The 17027-nt window shown below is 71.9% G+C and carries 15 protein-coding genes and 1 riboswitch; of the genes, 12 read left to right on the top strand and 3 right to left on the bottom strand.

The features are described from left to right. Nucleotides 1-134: 134 nt before the first annotated feature. From OG266_RS31535 to OG266_RS31525, 3 genes are all read left to right on the top strand, one after another. Complete coding sequence (locus OG266_RS31535; protein WP_266463555.1) at nt 135-479, top strand: hypothetical protein; 345 nt, start codon at nt 135-137, stop codon at nt 477-479. Between the two features lie 149 nt (nt 480-628). Further along, the gene (locus tag OG266_RS31530; protein WP_371549791.1) at nt 629-1750 is read left to right on the top strand and encodes a serine protease; all 1122 of its coding nucleotides are present in this window, start codon (nt 629-631) and stop codon (nt 1748-1750) included. An 86-nt stretch (nt 1751-1836) separates the two neighbouring features. Further along, nucleotides 1837-2862, top strand: a complete 1026-nt coding sequence (locus OG266_RS31525) for an MBL fold metallo-hydrolase (RefSeq protein WP_371549790.1) — start codon at nt 1837-1839, stop codon at nt 2860-2862. A gap of 89 nt (nt 2863-2951) precedes the next feature. Here OG266_RS31525 and OG266_RS31520 read toward each other — a convergent pair whose 3' ends face one another. Further along, nucleotides 2952-5084 carry an NB-ARC domain-containing protein gene (locus OG266_RS31520; RefSeq protein ID WP_371549788.1) on the bottom strand — a complete coding sequence of 711 codons (2133 nt, stop codon included), beginning with the start codon at nt 5082-5084 and terminating at the stop codon, nt 2952-2954. Nucleotides 5085-5278: 194 nt separating this feature from the next. Here OG266_RS31520 and OG266_RS31515 point away from each other — a divergent pair, with 194 nt between their 5' ends. Next, entirely contained in the window at nt 5279-6595 is a 1317-nt protein-coding gene (locus OG266_RS31515) for a PP2C family protein-serine/threonine phosphatase (RefSeq protein WP_371549786.1), read from the top strand. Between the two features lie 29 nt (nt 6596-6624). On the opposite strand, the gene OG266_RS31510 is transcribed toward OG266_RS31515, so the two are convergent. After that, entirely contained in the window at nt 6625-7533 is a 909-nt protein-coding gene (locus tag OG266_RS31510) for a LysR family transcriptional regulator (protein WP_371549785.1), read from the bottom strand. A gap of 219 nt (nt 7534-7752) precedes the next feature. On the opposite strand from OG266_RS31510, the gene OG266_RS31505 reads away from it, so the two are divergent. Next, nucleotides 7753-8640 (top strand): SDR family oxidoreductase, encoded by an 888-nt coding sequence (locus OG266_RS31505; RefSeq protein ID WP_371549784.1) that lies wholly within the window; start codon nt 7753-7755, stop codon nt 8638-8640. 25 nt (nt 8641-8665) lie between these two features. Here the strand turns inward: OG266_RS31505 and OG266_RS31500 are convergent, their stop codons facing one another. Further along, nucleotides 8666-9349: a phosphotransferase gene (locus OG266_RS31500; protein WP_371549782.1), complete on the bottom strand. Its 684-nt coding sequence runs from the start codon at nt 9347-9349 to the stop codon at nt 8666-8668. Between the two features lie 90 nt (nt 9350-9439). After that, nucleotides 9440-9528: riboswitch (cobalamin riboswitch) on the top strand. A 132-nt stretch (nt 9529-9660) separates the two neighbouring features. Between OG266_RS31500 and OG266_RS31495 the strand changes: the two genes are divergently transcribed. The 7 genes from OG266_RS31495 (at nt 9661) to OG266_RS31465 (ending at nt 16994) form a co-directional block, all read left to right on the top strand. Beyond that, nucleotides 9661-10968, top strand: a complete 1308-nt coding sequence (locus tag OG266_RS31495) for a prenyltransferase/squalene oxidase repeat-containing protein (RefSeq protein ID WP_371549779.1) — start codon at nt 9661-9663, stop codon at nt 10966-10968. Further along, on the top strand, nt 10965-11588 hold the full coding sequence (locus tag OG266_RS31490; RefSeq protein ID WP_371549777.1) for an SCO2322 family protein: 624 nt from the start codon (nt 10965-10967) through the stop codon (nt 11586-11588). Before OG266_RS31495 ends, OG266_RS31490 begins: the two co-directional genes overlap by 4 nt. 7 nt (nt 11589-11595) lie before the next feature. Then, complete coding sequence (locus OG266_RS31485; RefSeq protein ID WP_371549775.1) at nt 11596-12876, top strand: CbiQ family ECF transporter T component; 1281 nt, start codon at nt 11596-11598, stop codon at nt 12874-12876. Further along, on the top strand, nt 12873-14555 hold the full coding sequence (locus OG266_RS31480) for an ABC transporter ATP-binding protein (protein ID WP_371549773.1): 1683 nt from the start codon (nt 12873-12875) through the stop codon (nt 14553-14555). Before OG266_RS31485 ends, OG266_RS31480 begins: the two co-directional genes overlap by 4 nt. After that, nucleotides 14552-15379 carry an ECF transporter S component gene (locus tag OG266_RS31475; RefSeq protein ID WP_266463522.1) on the top strand — a complete coding sequence of 276 codons (828 nt, stop codon included), beginning with the start codon at nt 14552-14554 and terminating at the stop codon, nt 15377-15379. Before OG266_RS31480 ends, OG266_RS31475 begins: the two co-directional genes overlap by 4 nt. A 377-nt stretch (nt 15380-15756) precedes the next feature. Beyond that, nucleotides 15757-16173 carry a transglycosylase SLT domain-containing protein gene (locus tag OG266_RS31470; RefSeq protein WP_371549771.1) on the top strand — a complete coding sequence of 139 codons (417 nt, stop codon included), beginning with the start codon at nt 15757-15759 and terminating at the stop codon, nt 16171-16173. Nucleotides 16174-16277: 104 nt separating this feature from the next. Next, the gene (locus OG266_RS31465) at nt 16278-16994 is read left to right on the top strand and encodes a YoaK family protein (RefSeq protein ID WP_371549769.1); all 717 of its coding nucleotides are present in this window, start codon (nt 16278-16280) and stop codon (nt 16992-16994) included. The last annotated feature ends 33 nt before the right edge of the window (nt 16995-17027 follow it).

The following is a 17027-nucleotide window of genomic DNA, read 5'->3' as shown; positions in this document are numbered from 1 at the left end:
TCCCTGACGGTTCATCAGATATGGAAACTGATACCAGTTCCACTCGGAGGAGTCCACGGCCCTCACACCACTTCGCCACACCTTCCGGATCTCCCCGGCTCTACGATGATCAAGTCAAGGGGAGGTAAACGGGGATGGCGAGCAACAGAGGGCCGGGCCGCCGGTGGGCGATCGCCGTGGCGGTCGTGGCACTCACCGTCTGCGGTGCCGGATGGGCCGTTTCGGCGAACGGAGAGGCGCAGCACCCCGGGGTGTCCAGCCAGACGGCGACGCCCGCCACCCGGGACGAGATGATCCGCGACTGGGGCAAGACGCTCACAGAGCACGGGGAGCAGCTGCCCGACACCTCGAAGATGAGCACCGCGGAGATCCGGACCGGCTGGCAGCGGGCCATCGTCCAGTACGCGGAACCCGCCGACATGCCGACCGTGTACCCGTGCGAAGGCCTGAAGGTTCTGTTCGACCCGGACTGCTGGTAATCGGCAACTCCAGTCATCCCACGGTGGGTTGAGCACCCATCGCGCATCACCCATCGCGCATCACCCCACATCCACCAGCGCCATCCATCACGCGCCATTCATGCCGCGTCGATGTGTCATGCGCGCGTCATGAATAGAGGACAAGGCAGATGAAACTCAAGCTCCTGACCACCACCGCGGCCTGTACCGCCGTACTGCTGGCAGGCCTGGTCGCCCCGGCCTCGGCGGCAGTCCCGGCGGCGACCCCGTCCGGCGTCGGCGTCGACATCGAGACCAAGTCGCCCGAGGAGGTCCTGGCCTACTGGACCCCCGAGAGGATGAAGAGAGCACTCGCCGCCCCTGAGCGGCTGCCCTCAGTCCCCGCCGGGAACGGTAAGAGCGAGCGGGCCCTCGCAGACAGGTCCGTGGCCGACGCCGGGCATGTCACCGCCTCCGCCGACGCGGTCCAGCCCACCGCCGGAGCCGCATCGTCCACCCTCTCCACCGTCTCCTCCAGCGTCTCCACCCAGGCGGCAGCGGCCGCCGACACCGCTGTCGCCCAGGACGTCCCGGCCTCCACCTCCATCCCCAACGTCGTCGTGGGCAAGCTCTTCTACACCGAACCCGACGGCAGCCCGGGCGCCTGCTCCGCGTCGGTGATCGTTTCGGATACCGCGAACACCGTCTGGACCGCGGCCCACTGCGTCCACCTGGGCGACGGCAGCGGGGACGCGGGCTGGTTCAGCAACTTCCAGTTCATCCCGGGCTACAAGGACGGCCAGGAGCCGTGGGGCGTCTGGGTCGCGGACCGGGAATACGCGCCCACCGAATGGCTGGAGGAGGGCGACAGCGAGGAGTCCGACATGGCCGCCGTGGTGCTGTCCCCGAGCGACACGTACGGCAACATCCAGGACAACATCGGCGCGCTGGGCTACCAGTTCGGCTCCGTCACCGACTACGACGAAGCGTTCACCGTCGGCTACCCGGGCGAGGGCTACAACCGCACCGACATGGACGGCGAGCAGATGATGTACTGCTTCGGCAACACCGAGGACGCCTCGTCGCTGAACCCCCTGGACGACCGACTGAAGATGGACTGCGACATGGGCAAGGGCGCCAGCGGTGGCCCGATGTTCATCGGCGCACTGAGTTCCAATCCGCAGATCGTCGGCGCCAACAGCCACTACGAGTCCGACGCCACCACGGATGAGCGCCTCGACGACGACCTCTTCTCCTCCACCCACGACGCCAACGCGGTGGCGGTCATCAACGCGGTCAACGACAGCGCCTGACCCATTGCCCGCACCTGTCAGGTGACTTGGGCTCCCATTGGAACTGGTTCTAGTTATAGTGGCCGGAACCGGCGACAGGGGAGCCCATGACGAAGGTGACCGACCACGGTGGGGGCGTACGGTCCATCGAGGTCCCCATCCCCGACAACCCCCTCGGCCACACGCTGGTGTACGTCGTCGACACCGACCGCGGCGCGGTCCTGATCGACACCGGCTGGGACGACCCCACCTCCTGGGACACCCTCGCGGAGGGGCTCACCGCCTGCGGCACCTCGGTCGCCGAGGTCCACGGCGTGGTCATCACCCACCACCACCCCGACCACCACGGCCTGTCGGGCAAGGTGCGGGAGGCTTCCGGGGCGTGGCTCGCGATGCACGCCGCGGACGCCTCGATCGTACGGCGGACGCGGGAGAACCGGCCCGAGCGGTGGTTCGCGTACATGACGGCGAAGCTGACGGCGGCGGGTGCGCCCGAGGAACACGTGGCACCCCTGCGCGGCGCCCGCTCCAGTACCTTCCCCGGCTTCTCCCCCGCGCTCCCCGACCGCGAGATCGTCCCCGGCGAACTCCTCGAACTGCCCGGCCGCCGCCTCCGCGCGATCTGGACCCCCGGCCACACCCCCGGCCATGTCTGCCTCCACCTGGAGGAGACCCACCCCGCCCAACTCCCGGGCAACGGGCGCCTGTTCTCCGGCGATCACCTGCTCCCGGAGATCACCCCGCACATCGGCCTGTACGAGGATCCGGACGACGCCACCGTCACCGACCCGCTCGGCGACTACCTCGACTCGTTGGAGCGCGTCGGCCGTCTCGCCCCCGCGGAGGTACTCCCGGCCCACCAGCACGCGTTCGCCGACGCCCCTTCCCGCGTAGGGGAGTTGCTCACCCACCACGAGGACCGCCTCACCGGCCTCCTCACCCTCCTCTCGGCCCCCCTCACCCCCTGGCAGCTCGCCGAGCGGATGGAATGGAACCGGCCCTGGGAGCAGATCCCCTACGGATCGCGGAACATCGCGGTGTCGGAGGCCGAGGCCCATGTGCGGCGGCTGGTGAAACTGGGGCGGGCGGAGGCGGTGACGGGGAGCGATCCGGTGACGTACGTCGCCGTGTAGCCACCGGTGTCGTACGTCGCCGTAGCCACCGGCCTTCGTGGGCCGGCACCGGCCTTCGCGGGCCGCGGCACCGGCCCCGTCCCGGCCCGTCAGCGACCGTGGGCCGCGTAGTCGAGGCCCTCCTCGTACGGCATGGTGTGCCCCTCCTCGTACGCCTTCTCATAAGCCAGGTCGCCGATCTCGTCGCGGACGCGGAGTTCGTGGGAGCGGCGGGTGGCGATGAGGTCGGGTGAGTCCATCTGGGCGCGGCCGGTGAGTTCCCAGACGCGTTCGCCGATGCCGAGGAGGCGGGCGGCCCGGTGGCCGTCGCCGGCCGCGACGACCGCGGCGGCGAGGACGTCGAGGGCCATGGCCGCGCCGACCGTGTTGTGCATCAGGGTGTGTCCGGCCAGGGCGGTGCGGGCGTTGGCGACCGCCGCGCGGACGTCACCTTGGGCCAGGTCCGCCTGGGCGACGATGCCGTCGGCGAAGGCGCCCGCCCACGACTCACCGCACTTCACGCTTGCCTCGTGCACCTCCTCGGCCACCACACGCGCCCTGCCGTGGTCGCCGCGCAGCATGTGTGCGAAGGAGAGCGCCACGCGGACCTGGAGCTGTGCGGCGCCGTACGCGTCCTCCCGGACGGGCAGCCGGGCAGTGCGGCACAGCAGGTCGATCGCCTCGGGCAGCCGTCCGCTCAGGGCCAGTTGGCCGCCCTCGACGTACGCCGCGGCCACCACCGCCACCGGATCGCCCTGCGCCTCGGCGGCCTCCGTACACCGCTGCGCCCAGGCGGCCGCGACCTCCAGGTCGCCCTGGAGCAACGCGACCGCGCCGCGTGCCCACAGGGCGCGGGTGCGATCGGGTCCGGGGGCCGGGTCGGTGGCGAGCACCAGGTCCAGGCAGTGCTGGGCGTCGCGCAGATAGCCGCAGTGCCGCCAGAGGAAACCGGCGTCGGCCGCCATGGCGAGGGCGACTCGGCTGTCGGGTTCGGTGAGCGCGCAGTCCATGGCGGCGCGGAAGTTGGCGTGTTCGGTGAGGACGCGCTCGCACCAGGCCGCCTGGCGTCCGGTGTTCCACTCGGCGCAGCCCTCGCGGGCCAGGTGCCGGTAGTGGTCACGGTGGCGCAGGCGTACGTCCTTCTCCTCGCCGAGGGCGCGCAGCCAGTCCGCGCCGAACTCCCTTACGGTGTCGAGGAACTGGAAGCGGGCGGGGTCGGTGCGGTGGCGTCGCACGATGGACTGCTCGACGAGCCGGGCGAGCAGTTCCGCGATCCGCCCGGCGGGCAGCGGGCCGCCCGCGCAGACCTCCTCGGCGGCGTTCAGGCAGAAGCCGTCCGCGAACACCGAGAGGCGGGCCCAGAGCAGCCGTTCCAGCGGTGCGCACAGCTCGTGGCTCCAGCCGATGGCCGTACGGAGGGTGTGGTGGCGCGGGGGTCCCGCGGCCTGCGGGGAGGTGAGCAGGTCGAGCCGGGAGGGGAGGTGTTCGCCGAGGCGGCCGTGCAGTTCGGCCAGGGTGAGTTCCGAGAGGCGGACGGCCGCGAGTTCGATGGCGAGCGGGATGCCGTCGAGGTGGCGGCAGACGGCTTCCACCGCGGGGCGGTTGGTGTCGTCGAGGGCGAATCCGGTGGCGGCGGCCGCGCGTTCGGCGAACAGGGCCACCGCGTCGTCGGCGACGGGCAGCGGATCCACGTGCAGGACGCGCTCGCCCGGCAGGCCGAGCTGCTCCCGGCTGGTGACGAGGATGCGCAGCCCCGGCAGGACCGGCAGCAGAGTCTCGGCGAGCGCCACGCAGTCCGCGAGCACGTGTTCGCAGGAGTCGAGGATCAGCAGCAGCCGCTTGCCCTTGGCCCATTCGGCCACCACCTCGGTGACCGGTCCCGTCGACTGGTCCGCGAGCCGCAGCGCCTCCACGACGGCCAGGCCCACCAGCCCCGCGGTGTGCAGTGCGGAGAGCTCCACCAGCCATACGCCGTCGGGGTAGGCGTCCCGGACCCGGGCGGCGGCCCGTGCCGCGAGCCGTGTCTTGCCGACCCCGCCGACCCCGACGAGGCTCACAAGCCGACCGATACCGACTCCGGGTTCCAACTCCCCGTCCAGCCAGGCGAGTTCCTCACCTCGCCCGACGAAACTCCGCGTCTCCGGAAGCAGATTGCCAGGACGGCCGGGGCCTCCCGGACGACCACCGCTCCCGCTCGCCCCGGACTGAACCCGCTTTCGCCCCGCGCTCGTCTCGTCGGACACACCGACCAGTCTGACCCGGCGATGCTCACGCGTTGCCACTGTCCGACAACTCGGACAGAAAGGCGACAGAGCCCCATCACTTCCGGGCACCTTTCGACGAGATGCGATCAACTCCCTGTTGGTGAGGTGGGGGAGGGCGATATTCGGTGATTGTCGGGCGAGTGAGCGACGGGCGAGAGGGAGCTGAGGAACGGATGGCCGCCACGGGCGGAGGCGGTGAAGGCGGTGGGGGCGACGAGAGTTGGCCCGGGGACGCCACGAGGCCGGCGCGACGGCTGCCGGCCCAGCCGGGTATTGAGAGAACGGCGCGGCGTCGGCTGCCGGCCCAGCTGGGCATCGAGAGACGGGCGCGGCGTCGGCTGCCGACCTGGCTTGGCGTCGAGAACCGGGCGTCGGACTTCAAGAACCAGGCGCCGGGCTTCAAGAACCGGGCGCGGCGACGGCTGTCGGTGCCGCTCGCGGCGGAGTGGCGGGCCCGGTGGCTGCTGCCCGCCCCGCTGATCGCCTGTCTGCTGATCGCCGTGCCTGATCTGCTCGTCTCCCGGGTGCCGCCGCTCATCACGCTGCTGCTGATCGGCCCGCTGCTCGCGTGCGTCAGTTTCGGGGTGCGGCACACCGTGGTGGTCTGCTGCTGGTCGGCGGCGCTGGGCCTGGCGATGGGGATCGGTGACGGTTCGGTGCCGGGTTTCGATTTCGGCGTGCAGTGGAGCGGACTGCTGCTCGGCTGCGCCCTCACCGTGTACGCGGCCCGGCAGCGCGAGCGTCTCACCATGACGCTGGCCCAGACCCGGGAGGTGGCCCGGATCACCCAGGAGGCGATCCTGCGGCCCATCTCCCGCACCCTCGACGGCACTCAGGTGCACACCCGGTACCACTGCGCCGCCCGCGAGTCGACCGTCGGCGGCGATCTGTACGACGTCGCGGTGACACCGTACGGACTGCGCGTCCTCGTCGGTGACGTACGCGGTCACGGCCTCGACGCCGTCCGGCTGACCGCCGAGACGATCGCGGGCTTCCGTGAACTCGCCTACACCGCGCCCACCCTGACCGCCCTGGTCGGCGCCCTGGACGCGCGCCTCACCCCGGAACTGGGCCCCGAGGACTTCGTCACCGCCGTGTTCGCCGAGTTCGCGCCCGGCGAGGTTCGCCTCGTCAACTGCGGCCACCCGCCGCCCCTGCGCTCCGGCCACCGCGTCGAGTTCCTCGAACCCCTGGTCCCCACACCGCCGTTGGGCCTGCGCCCGGAGCCCCGCCAGTACCGCGTACGCCTCCAGCCCGGCGACCGCCTTCTCCTGTACACCGACGGCCTGACCGAGGCCCGCGACCCGGAAGGCACCCCCTTCCCCGTCCTGGGCGAAGCCGCCCTGGCCCTGCGTGAACCCCTCCCCCAAGAGGCCCTCCACACCCTCTACACCCGCCTGACCGCCCACACCGGCACCACCCTCACCGACGACCTGGCCCTCGTCCTGTGCCAGCCGGCGGCATCGACGATCCCGGTACGCGTGCCGTGAGGTGGCGTACGAGCCGGTCCTGACCGAAGTCAGTGGTCGAGACCCCCGCTCGGGCCGTCGAGTTGGCTCTGGGCGCACGTGCGGAAGTCCGCCACGAGGCGGCTGCGGTCGTCGGCGCGGGTCGCCAGTACGACGTGGCTCGGCTCGACGCCGTGCAGGGGGACCATGGTGAGGTCGGGGCGGTGGCCGCCCGCGGCGGCGGCCGGGATGATGGTCATGGCCTGGCCGTCGGCGACGAGTTCGAGCTTGTTCTCGAAGTCCTCGACGAGGGGTCCGTCGGGTGCCCGGCTTCCGTCGGGCCGGGGGTCGATGCGCCAGAAGGCGTTCCAGTCCGCGTCGGGCACCCGGAGGAGGGGTTCGTCGGCGATGTCGTCGAGGGTGACGGACTCCTTGCCTGCCAGGCGGTGTCCGACGGGCATGAGCAACCCTCGGGGCTCGTCGTAGAGGACCGTCACGTTCAACTGGTCGGTCGGAAACGGCAGTCGGGTCACCAGCGCGTCCACTCGGCGATCGAGCAGGCACCCGCGCCGTTCGTTCCACGCCACGTGCAGGGCCTGTACGTCGGCGTCCCGGTGCCGGCGCCGCAGTGCGCGCACCGCCGGGGTGACGATGATGCCCATCGTGTACCCGATGGTGATCCGGCTGGGCTCGGCGGCCGCACGGGTGTGGGCCGCGGCCTGGGCGGCGGACCGCAGCAGCGCCTTGGCCCGGGGCAGGAAGACTTCCCCGGCCTCGGTGAGCCCGCTGCCCTGCGAGGTGCGGTCGAGAAGCCGGGCGCCCAACTGCTGCTCCAAGCGGCGGATCTGCCGGCTCAGGGACGGCTGATTGATGTGGAGGACCTCGGCGGCACGGCCGAAGTGCAGGTGCTCGGCGACGACGGTGAAGTACCGCACCAGCCGCAGATCGAGGTCCGGCGGAGACTGCGACGAGTCGGTCATACCCGGATGGTATCCGCCTCCATTCACCGGTCAGACCCTTGCATGCGCTCTGAACTGGGGTGATGCCTGGTTCGTATCGCCTCATGCGGAACAGGCCTTGGACGCGGAACCCTCGGCACGCGCAGAGTCCAGGACATAAACCGCAAGCCATAACCCGCAAGCCACAAGCCGCAAGCCATGACTCGCAAGCCATAAGTGGCATGCCGTAAGGAGCGCACCATGCGCGTGTTCGTCACCGGCGCGACCGGATTCATCGGCAGCGCCGTCGTCCGCGAGCTCATCGACGCCGGGCATCAGGTACTCGGCCTCGCCCGCTCGGACGAGTCCGCCGCGTCACTGACTGCCGCCGGGGCCGAGGTGCACCGCGGCGCCCTCGGTGACCTCGACAGCCTGCGGGCCGGAGCGGTGGCGGCGGACGGGGTGATCCACACCGCGTTCGTCCACGACTTCACCGACTTCGCGAACGCCGCCCGGACGGATCAGCGGGCCATCGAGACGCTCGGTGAGGCGCTCACTGGAACAGGCCGGCCCTTCGTCGTCGCCTCCGGGACCGCGTTCGCACCCGGCCGTCTCGTGACGGAGGAGGACGGTGTGCCCGAGGCGACCGTGGTGCCCCGGGTCTCGGAGCAGACGGCGCTGCCGTTCGCCGAGCGCGGTGTGCGCGTCTCGGCGGTGCGGCTCCCGCCAACGGTGCACGGCGAAGGTGATCACGGTTTCGTCCCGATGATCATCGACATCGCCCGGGCCAAGGGTGTTTCGGCCTACCCGGGCGACGGTTCCAACCGCTGGCCCGCCGTGCACCGGCTCGACGCCGCGCACCTGTTCCGGCTGGCTCTGGAAGCGGCGCCCGCGGGCGCACGACTGCACGGGGTCGGCGAGGAAGGCGTACCCGTCCGCCACATCGCCGACATCGTCGGACAGCAGCTGAAACTGCCGGTGACCGCCGTCTCCCGCGAGGAGACGGCGGACCACTTCGGCTGGCTCGGAGCCATCCTGGCGCTGGACGTCCCCGCGTCGAGCGCCCTGACACGGAAGCAGCTGGGATGGCAGCCCGTACAGCCCGGGCTCATCGCGGACCTTGAGGAAGCCCACTACTTCAAGGACTGATTCAAGGGCCGGTTCAAGGACCGGCTCAAGGCCTGAGCACCTGGGGCGGCAGCAGCCCGCGGATCAACTCCTCGGCATCCCCCAGGACTTGGACCTCCGCCTCGCTCATCGTCGGATTGGCCGCCCGTCGCCGCCTCGCCTCCGCGAGGCCGGCGTCGGTCACGCCGGGTGTGCCGTCCCCGAGCATCGCGGCCAGCGCTTCACGAGCCACCTCTGCGTGGAGTTCGCCGCCGACGGCGACCTGGGCGAGGATCACGGCGGACATGCCCCAGTCGAGTCCGGGCGGGCCCTCCTCGGTGTTGGCCCAGTCGATGACCTTCGGGCCCTCGGGGGTGAGCATCACGTTGTCGGGGTGAAGGTCCAGGTGCAGGACGCGCACGGCGGGGTCGGCGGAGAGCCGGGCGGGCACGGCGTGCAGCGCGCGCAGCAGCCCGGCGAGGATGACACCGGCCTCCCGGGGGCCGAGCAGCCCCACTCCGAACGCCTCCAGCATGGTCGGCCCGGACAGCCGCTCCATCACCAGGTCGGTACGGGTCGCAAGCCGCACACCCGGCACCGGAAAACCGTGACCTCGTACGTGTTCCATCACCGCGGCCTCGGCGGTGGCGTCGCCCCACCCCTCGCGGTCCCGCCGCAGTACCCACGCGGCGTCTATCTCGTAGACGTCCGCCGTGCGTCCCGAGCCGAGCAGTCTCCCCGTCGTCCTCATGGCCCGAACCTACCCGGGGCTCACAGGCGGCCCTCAGCGGCTCTCCCATGGGCCGGTAGAGTGAACGCGTCGTCATCACACCCGTACGGGGGGAAGCCGGTGCAAATCCGGCGCTGACCCGCAACCGTGAGCCACTTGAGCAGCCTGAACGGCTTGGACAGGTGGTGAGCCGGATCGCCACGTCCGGGACGTGACCGGCTCGCGCCATCGGCAGTCCGCCGGTGGCAGGCACCGTCGAGGCATACGGGGCCGGAGCCGCCCGGATACTCCAGCGTGCCCGGTGCTGCCCGGATCCCCCACAGGGGAGAGTCATGTTTGTTCGCCGCAGCGCCGCGGTACACGCCACGGCACACGGCAGGGCACACGTCGCGGTACGTGCCGCGGTGTTGGCCGCGGTATCGGCCGCCACCGCCGTGATCGGTACGGCCGTCGCGCCGGCCGCCCTGGCCGACGACGCGTCCCCTTCCGCCTCCCCTTCCCAGGCCTTCCCGTCCGGTCTGTACGGCTCCACCGACCCCACCTACGACGGCGTCTGGCGCCAGTCGCTGGCGCTGCTCGCCCAGCACACCGTGGGGGTGAAGCCCGCGGCCAAGGCCGTCGACTGGCTGACCGGACAGCAGTGCGCGGACGGAGGGTTCGCTCCGTACCGCGCCGACGCCACCGCCAAGTGCGACGCCAAGACGATGGTCGACACCAACAACACGGCGGCCGCCGTTCAGGCCCTCGCCGCCCTCGGCGGGCACGACTCCGAGACGGGCAAGGCCGTCGCCTGGCTGAAGTCCGTGCAGAACACGGACGGCGGGTGGGGATACGTCGCGGGCGGGGCGAGCGACGCGAACTCCACGTCCGTGGTGATCGGGGCGCTGGCCGCGACGGGCGAGAAGCCCTTGGCCGTGACGTCGAAGGGTGGCGAGTCTCCGTACGACGCCCTGGCGGAGCTGTCGATCGCCTGCGACGCGGACGGCGGCGGCGCCTTCGCCTACCAGCCGGACAAGAAGGGGAAGCTCGCGGCGAACACCGACGCGACCGCGGCGGCCGTGACCGGCTCGCTCGGCAAGGGCTTCGCCGGCGAAGCCGTGAAGCCGGCCGGGGACGGCGCCTCGTGCAAGACCACCACCGGTGTCGACCCCGAGCAGACCGCGCAGAACGGCGCCGCGTACCTCGTCGCAGCCCTCGCCAAGGACAAGTACCTCACGTCGGCGCTGGCCGGCTCCGAGGACCAGCCCGACTTCGGCAACACCGCGGACGCGGTCGTGGCGCTCACCACCGCCGGCCACGGCGACAAGGCGGCCGACTCGGTGCGCTGGCTGGAGAGCAACTCCGCGCAGTGGGCCGCGCAGAGCGGACCGGCCGCGTACGCGCAGCTGATCCTCGCCGCGCAGGCGAGCGGCTTCGATCCGCGCGACTTCGGCGGCCGGGACCTCGTCGAGCAGCTGGGCGCGACGGGTCCGGCGCCGCAGGCGGCCGCCAAGTCGACCGAGGAATCGACTGCCCCCAGCGCCGACGAGGAGAGCGACAGCGACGGGCCCGGCGTCTGGTGGATCGTCGGCGTCGGTCTCGTCGCCGGTATCGGCGTCGGCTTCCTGATCAGCGGCCGCAACAAGAGGCAGCAGCTGTGAGCCGACGCGGTACGCCTGCCCTGGTCCTCGCCGTTCTCCTCCTCCTGCTCGGGACGGCGGAGCAGGCCCAGGCCGTCGGCTACCGCTACTGGTCCTTCTGGGACCTCACCGGCGGCCGGTGGACGTACGCGACGCAGGGGCCGTCGACCGCGCGGCCGTCCGACGGCGACGTCCAGGGTTTCCGCTTCGCGGTGAGCGAGGACTCGCAGCAGGCGTCGAAGCCCCGCGGCGGCACGGACTTCGCCTCCATCTGCGCCAAGTCGCCCGCCCAGCAGGGCAAGAAGCGCGTGGCCCTCGTCATCGACTTCGGTACGCCCACCGACGCGCCGTCCGGCGAGACCCCACCGTCCCCGCGTACGGCCTGCGCCCGCGTCCCCTCCGACGCCACCTCCGCCGAAGCCCTCGCCTCCGTCGCGAAACCCCTCCGCTACGACACCAACGCCCTCCTGTGCGCCATCGCGGGCTACCCGTCAACGGGCTGCGCCGACCAGATCTCCACCACCGCCAAGCCCAAACCGACTGACCAGGGCGGCCCGTCACTCGGCCTCCTGGCCGGAGCAGCAGCCGTCGCAGCACTGGGCGGAGCGGCAATCTGGCAGTCCCGACGCCGCCGAAACTGAGCCGACGATGACAACGGGCAAGGACGAAAACACCGGCAAACGGCTCGCCTGGCGGGGGAGCACGTCTGCTGCTACCGCTGTGGGCAATCGTCCCGCAGGGCGGGACGGGTGGGCACAGCCACCAACGCCGGGTGCCGCCAAAACCGGGGCCCGCCTCCGGCGCCGTAACCTCACGCCGAAGGCGACCCGCACCAACGCCGTCCACCCCGTCGCCTGGTGGATCTGGGCACTAGGCCTCGGAACAGCCGCCACCCGCACCACGAACCCACTCCTCCTCACCCTCCTCATCGGCGTAGCCGGATACGTAGTGGCGGCAAGGAGAAGCGAGGCCCCCTGGGCCCGCTCCTACGGCGCCTTCGTCAAGCTCGGCATAGCCGTCCTCGGCATCCGCCTCGCCTTCGCCATCGTCCTCGGCTCCCCCATCCCCGGCACGCACGTCATCGTCACCCTCCCCGAAGTCCCCCTCCCCCACTGGGCCCAAGGCATCCGGATCGGCGGCCGGGTCACCGCCGAAGGCCTGGTCTTCGCGCTGTACGACGGCCTGAAACTGGCCACGCTCCTCATCTGCGTAGGCGCGGCGAACGCCCTCGCCAACCCGGCGCGGCTGCTGAAGTCGCTGCCGGGCGCGCTGTACGAGGCGGGCGTAGCCGTAGTCGTCGCGCTGACCTTCGCGCCGAACCTGATCGCGGACGCCCAGCGGCTGCGCGCCGCCCGCCGTCTGCGGGGCCGCGCCGACCGGGGCCTGCGGGGCCTCCTGCACGTCGGACTCCCGGTCCTGGAGGGCGCGTTGGAACGCTCGGTCGCACTGGCGGCGGCGATGGACGCGCGCGGGTACGGCAGGACGGCCGAGGTACCGCCCGCCGTCCGCCGCACCACGGCCGCCCTGACGCTGGGCGGCCTGCTCGGCGTCTGCGCGGGAACGTACGGACTGCTGACCGCCGAAGGCGGGACGTACGGCCTGCCCGTGCTGCTCGCCGGGCTGGCCGCGGCGCTCGGCGGCCTGTGGCTGGGCGGCCGTCGTTCGCTGCGGACGCGGTACCGGCCGGACGCGTGGGGCGTACGGGCCTGGCTGGTCGCGGGTTCGGGGATCGCCGTCGCCGCTCTGCTGATCGTGTCCGCCTCGTACGACCCGTCGGCGCTGCGCCCGGGCGTCGTACCCCTGGTGGCCCCCACCCTCCCGCTCCGGCCGGCGGCGGCGATCCTGCTGGGCCTGCTGCCCGCCTTCGTCACCCCGGCTCCCGCCCGAACTCCCACTCCGACTCCGACTCCCAGGAAGCAACCCTCATGATCCGCTTCGAGGATGTCTCCGTGACGTACGACGGGGTGGCCGAACCCACCGTCCAGGGCGTGGACTTCGAGGTCCCCGAGGGTGAACTCGTGCTGCTGGTCGGCCCGTCGGGGGTCGGCAAGTCGACGATCCTCGGCGCGGTCAGCGGTCTCGTCCCCCACTTCACCGGAGGCACTCTGCGCGGCCGGGTGACGGTCGCGGGCCGGGACACTCGCACGCACAAGCCCCGTGAACTCGCCGATGTCGTAGGGACGGTGGGCCAGGACCCGCTGTCCCACTTCGTCACGGACACGGTCGAGGACGAACTCGCGTACGGCATGGAGTCGTTGGGCCTGGCGCCGGACGTGATGCGCCGCCGCGTGGAGGAGACCCTGGACCTCCTCGGCCTCGCCGACCTCCGCGACCGCCCGATCGCGACGCTCTCCGGCGGCCAGCAGCAGCGCGTCGCCATCGGCTCGGTACTGACCCCGCACCCGAAGGTCCTGGTCCTCGACGAACCCACGTCGGCCCTCGACCCCGCCGCCGCCGAGGAGGTCCTCGCCGTCCTCCAACGCCTCGTCCACGACCTCGGCACCACGGTCCTCCTCGCCGAACACCGCCTGGAACGCGTCATCCAGTACGCCGACCAGGTCGTCCTCCTCCCCTCCCCCGGCGCCGCCCCACTCCTCGGCCCCCCGTCCGAGGTGATGGCGGTCTCCCCGGTATACCCACCGGTAGTAGCCCTGGGCCGCCTGGCCGACTGGTCCCCCCTACCCCTGACGGTCCGCGACGCCCGACGCAGGGCGGGCGCGCTACGGGAGCGGCTCGCGACGCCGGCTCCCCCACCCGTACGCGTATCCACACCCACACCCACACCCGCCCCCGTCGCCGGGCCACCCCGCCGTGCCCGTTTCCTGCGCAAGCACACCTCGGAAGCCCCAGCACCCCAGCACCCAGCCGCGGTCGAGGCCCTAACCGTCCGCCGCGGCCGCCTCGAGGTGCTCCGCCGCGTCGATCTCACCGCCGCCCCCGGCGAGACCATCGCGCTGATGGGACGGAACGGCGCCGGGAAATCCACGCTGCTCGGTGCGCTGGTCGGGCTGGTCGAGCCGGCGGGCGGATCCGTGCGGGTCGGCGGGGTGGTCCCGCATCGTGCCGCCCCGCGGGACCTCGTACGCCGCGTGGGCCTCGTACCGCAGGAACCGCGGGATCTGCTGTACGCGGACACGGTGGCCGCCGAGTGCGCGGCGGCCGACGCCGACGCGGGCGCCGGGCCCGGTACCTGCCGGGCGCTGGTGTCCGAGCTGCTGCCGGGCATCGGGGACGGCACGCACCCCCGTGACCTGTCGGAGGGCCAGCGGCTGGCGCTGGCGCTGGCCGTCGTGCTGACGGCCCGCCCCCCGCTGCTGCTCCTGGACGAGCCGACCCGCGGCCTCGACTACGCGGCCAAGGCCCGCCTGGTCGCTCTTCTGCGCACGCTGGCCGCCGAGGGGCACGCGATCATCCTGGCCACCCACGACGTGGAGCTCGCCGCCGAGCTCGCCCACCGTGTGGTGATCCTCGCGGACGGCGAGGTCGTCGCCGACGGCCCCACCGCCGAGGTGGTCGTCGCGTCCCCGTCCTTCGCCCCGCAGGTCACGAAGATCCTGGCCCCGCAGCCGTGGCTGACCGTCGCCCAGATCAGGGAGGCGCTCTCATGACCACCCGCCGACCCCAGCGCCAGGCCCGCGCCATCCGCCTCGGCCCCCGCTCCCTCCTCGCCCTGGCCCTCGCCGGCGCCACCGGCCTCGCCGGTTTCACCTGGCCCCTCTTCGCCGACCCGTCCTCCCAGGTCAGCGCGCACGCACAGGACGCGCCGTGGCTCTTCGCGGGCCTCCTCGTCCTCCTCGTAGGAGTCGTCACCGCGACGATCTCGGAGTCCGGTCTCGGTCCGAAGGCCGTGGCGATGCTCGGCGTGCTGGCCGCCACCGGCGCCGCGCTGCGGCCGATCGGGGCCGGGACCGCCGGGATCGAGCCGATGTTCTTCCTGATGGTGCTGAGCGGGCGGGTGCTGGGGCCGGGGTTCGGGTTCGTGCTCGGCTCCGTGACGATGTTCGCGTCGGCGCTGCTCACGGGTGGCGTGGGGCCCTGGATGCCGTTCCAGATGCTGGCCATGGGCTGGTTCACGATGGGCGCCGGGCTGCTGCCGGGCCCTGACCGGCTGCGCGGGCGCGGGGAGCTGGCCATGCTCGCCGCGTATGGGTTCCTCGCGGCCTTCGCATACGGCACCGTCATGAACCTCGCGGGCTGGCCCTTCATGGACGCCCAGGCCTCGAACGTCGCCTTCGACCCGGGGAGCACCCTCCCCGCCAACCTGGCCCGCTTCGTCGCGTACTGCCTGGCCACCTCGCTCGGCTGGGACCTGGGCCGGGCCGTCGTCACCGTCGTGCTGACCCTCACGCTCGGCGCGACCCTCCTCAAGGCGCTGCGCCGGGCCACCCGGCGGGCCGCTTTCGAGACCCCGGTCACGTTCGAACCCAGTTGATCTGCGGCGCCCGTCACACCGCCCGGCCGCACCCCGTACACATGCGTACGCCGTCCGTCACACGCGGGGTGAGCCGTCCCACAGGACCTTGGTCACATACGAAGCGCGGTAGTAGCCGAAATTGATGACATGTACGCGCCCGCAACCCCTCTGACCTGGGGTTTGAGAGCCAGATCACACAAGGCACTTTCTACTCGCATGCGACCACCACTAGTAAAAGGGGTCATTGCGGACGGACCCTGAGCCTGTTTCTCTGGAGCAGTCGCCAGGCGCCACGAGCCCACCCGGGTTCGCGGCGCCCACGCATTCCCCACCACGTACCTCGTGGCTCCGGCATGCGTACGACGACTCCTTGTCCCCGAAGAAAAAGGTTCTCCGTGTCCGTCTCCGTCATCCGTCGCATCGCTTCCCCGAAGAAGGCCCTCACCGCCGTCGCCCTGGCCGCCGCCACGACCGGCATGGTGCTGACCGCCGCTCCGGCGCAGGCTGCGACGACCGCCTCGGCCTCCTCCGCGAAGACGATCGCGCACAAGGTGATCCCGGACGCCGCGCAGTTCAACGCGTTCAGCAAGATCGTCGAGCACGAGAGCGGCTGGGACGTCAACGCCACCAACTCCTCGTCCGGCGCCTACGGCCTGGTCCAGGCCCTGCCCGGCTCGAAGATGGCTTCCGCCGGCTCCGACTGGAAGACCAACCCCGCGACCCAGATCAAGTGGGGTCTCAACTACATGAACGACCGCTACGGCAGCCCGGTCGGCGCCTGGAACTTCTGGCAGGCCAACGGCTGGTACTGAGCCACCCCAGCAAGCATGTGAAAGCGGCGGCCCCGATTCCCGGGGCCGCCGCTTCCGTGTACCCGCGCCCGGCCGGACGAGGGCGCACATGGTCCACTGGACCGGTGAGCACCGAGCCACCCGAGCGGGGGACCCACGACCCCGAAGCACGCGACCCCGAGGCCCGCGGCCTCCCCTTGGTCGTCGTGCTCCTTGTACTGACCGTGGTCAGCGGGCTGATCGACGCGGTGAGCTATCTGGGGCTCCACCACGTCTTCACCGCCAACATGACCGGCAACGTGGTCGTGCTCGGCTTCGCCGCCGCCGGGGCGCCGGGTTTCTCGGTGTCCCACACGGCGGCGTCACTGGGCTGCTTCCTGGCGGGTGCGGTGATCGGAGGACGCGTCGCGAGGTGGCTCGGCGGCGGATCGCGCCGCACCTGGGCCCGGGTGACGCTCGCCGCCGAGGCGGTGCTGGTGGGCGCGGCGTCGGTGGTGGCCTTCGCGGCCCCGGACGCGACCGGCACGACGTACGCGATCATCGCCCTCACCGCCCTCGCCATGGGGCTGCGCAACGCGACCGTACGCAAGCTGGGCGTGCCCGATCTGACGACCACCGTCCTGACGATGACGCTGACCGGCATCGCCTCCGACTCCCGCTTGGCCGGCGGCAAGGGCACCCACTCCCCACGCCGCGTCGCCGCGGTCGTCGCGATGCTCGCGGGCGCGCTGCTCGGCGCGTGGCTGGTGCTCGACCACGGTCTGGGTGTTCCGCTGCTCATCTCCGCCGTGGCGGTGGGGGTGCTGGCGGTGACCACGTCGGGGCGGGAGCACTGGCGGTGACGGATCGGCCCGAAGTCCCGACGGGAAGGTCAT

Source organism: Streptomyces sp. NBC_00554, from assembly GCF_041431135.1.
Classification (GTDB): Bacteria; Actinomycetota; Actinomycetes; order Streptomycetales; family Streptomycetaceae; genus Streptomyces.
This window is presented reverse-complemented; position numbering and strand designations above follow the sequence as displayed.

Excerpts from the sequence above, each read along its gene's own strand:
- OG266_RS31480 (WP_371549773.1), top strand. The coding sequence starts at position 12,873 with ATGATCCGCTTCGAGGATGTCTCCGTGACGTACGACGGGGTGGCCGAA.
- OG266_RS31525 (WP_371549790.1), top strand. The coding sequence starts at position 1,837 with ATGACGAAGGTGACCGACCACGGTGGGGGCGTACGGTCCATCGAGGTC.
- OG266_RS31505 (WP_371549784.1), top strand. The coding sequence starts at position 7,753 with ATGCGCGTGTTCGTCACCGGCGCGACCGGATTCATCGGCAGCGCCGTC.
- OG266_RS31510 (WP_371549785.1), bottom strand. The coding sequence starts at position 7,533 with ATGACCGACTCGTCGCAGTCTCCGCCGGACCTCGATCTGCGGCTGGTG.
- OG266_RS31500 (WP_371549782.1), bottom strand. The coding sequence starts at position 9,349 with ATGAGGACGACGGGGAGACTGCTCGGCTCGGGACGCACGGCGGACGTC.
- OG266_RS31475 (WP_266463522.1), top strand. The coding sequence starts at position 14,552 with ATGACCACCCGCCGACCCCAGCGCCAGGCCCGCGCCATCCGCCTCGGC.
- OG266_RS31485 (WP_371549775.1), top strand. The coding sequence starts at position 11,596 with ATGACAACGGGCAAGGACGAAAACACCGGCAAACGGCTCGCCTGGCGG.
- OG266_RS31530 (WP_371549791.1), top strand. The coding sequence starts at position 629 with ATGAAACTCAAGCTCCTGACCACCACCGCGGCCTGTACCGCCGTACTG.
- OG266_RS31535 (WP_266463555.1), top strand. The coding sequence starts at position 135 with ATGGCGAGCAACAGAGGGCCGGGCCGCCGGTGGGCGATCGCCGTGGCG.
- OG266_RS31495 (WP_371549779.1), top strand. The coding sequence starts at position 9,661 with ATGTTTGTTCGCCGCAGCGCCGCGGTACACGCCACGGCACACGGCAGG.
- OG266_RS31515 (WP_371549786.1), top strand. The coding sequence starts at position 5,279 with ATGGCCGCCACGGGCGGAGGCGGTGAAGGCGGTGGGGGCGACGAGAGT.